The following is a 1,287-nucleotide window of genomic DNA, read 5'->3' as shown; positions in this document are numbered from 1 at the left end:
CGCCTGGAAGGCGAGCGTGGGCGCACCTGTGGCCAGCTGCGCCTGTTCGCCGGCGTTGTCCGCGCCGGTGAATGGCTCGACGTGCGCATCGACCCGGCCCTGCCGGAGCGCCAGCCGATGCCCCGCGTCGACCTGCGCCAGCGCCACATCGCCCTTGGCCCGGTGGCCGTGTTCGGCGCCAGCAACTTCCCGCTGGCCTTCTCGGTGGCCGGCGGCGACACCGCCTCGGCGCTGGCGGCCGGCTGTCCGGTGATCGTCAAGGCCCACTCCGCCCATCCCGGCACCTCTGAGCTTGTCGGCCGCGCCGTGCAGGCCGCGGTGGCCGAATGCGGCCTGCCCGAAGGCGTCTTCTCGCTGGTCTTCGGTTCCGGCCGTGACGTCGGCCAGGCGCTGGTCGGCGACGCCCGCATCAAGGCGGTGGGCTTCACCGGCTCTCGCGCAGGCGGCACGGCGCTGATGAAGACCGCCCAGAATCGCCCGGAGCCGATTCCGGTCTACGCCGAGATGAGCTCCATCAACCCGGTGTTCGTGCTGCCCGAGGCGCTCAAGGCGCGCGGTGCGACGCTCGGTGAGGCCTTCGTCGGCTCGCTCAACATGGGCGCCGGCCAGTTCTGTACCAACCCGGGGCTGGTGATCGCGGCCCAGGGCGAAGGCCTGGATGCCTTTCTCGACGCGGCCGCCAGCGCGGTCAAGGCAAGCGCCGCCCAGACCATGCTGACGCCGGGCATCTTCGATGCGTACAGCAAGGGCGTGGCGGATCTGGCCGCCAATGATCACGCGCGCGAAGTCGCTCGTGGCAACAAGGGCGAGGGCCCGAACCAGTGCCAGACCGGGCTCTTCGTGGCCAAGGCAGACGACTTCTTGAATGATGAGGCACTGCAGGCCGAGGTCTTCGGTTCCACCTCGCTGGTGGTCGAATGTGCCGACCAGGCCGAGGTCAAGCGTGTCGCCGAGCACCTGGAAGGCCAGCTGACCGCGACCCTGCAGATGGACGATGCGGATCTGGATGCGGCCCGTGCGCTGCTGCCGGCCCTCGAGCGTCGTGCCGGCCGGGTCATGGTCAATGGCTGGCCCACCGGCGTCGAGGTGTGCCACACCATGGTTCACGGCGGCCCGTATCCGGCGACCTCCGACTCGCGCACCACCTCTGTTGGCAGCGCCGCGATCTACCGTTTCCTGCGCCCGGTGTGCTACCAGAACCTGCCCGAGGGCCTGTTGCCCGAAGCGCTGAAAGACGCCAACCCGGCCGGCGTCAGCCGCCTGATGGACGGCAAGCGCGAGGGCTGA

1 protein-coding gene is annotated in these 1,287 nt (G+C 70.2%); it reads left to right on the top strand.

The window, feature by feature from the left end; translation table 11 throughout:
* The coding region (locus ACUN9Y_RS22070) for an aldehyde dehydrogenase (NADP(+)) (protein ID WP_445462899.1) at positions 1-1,287 on the top strand (1,287 nt) is incomplete at its 5' end.

This window comes from Halomonas sp. V046 (assembly GCF_052645355.1).
This window is presented reverse-complemented; position numbering and strand designations above follow the sequence as displayed.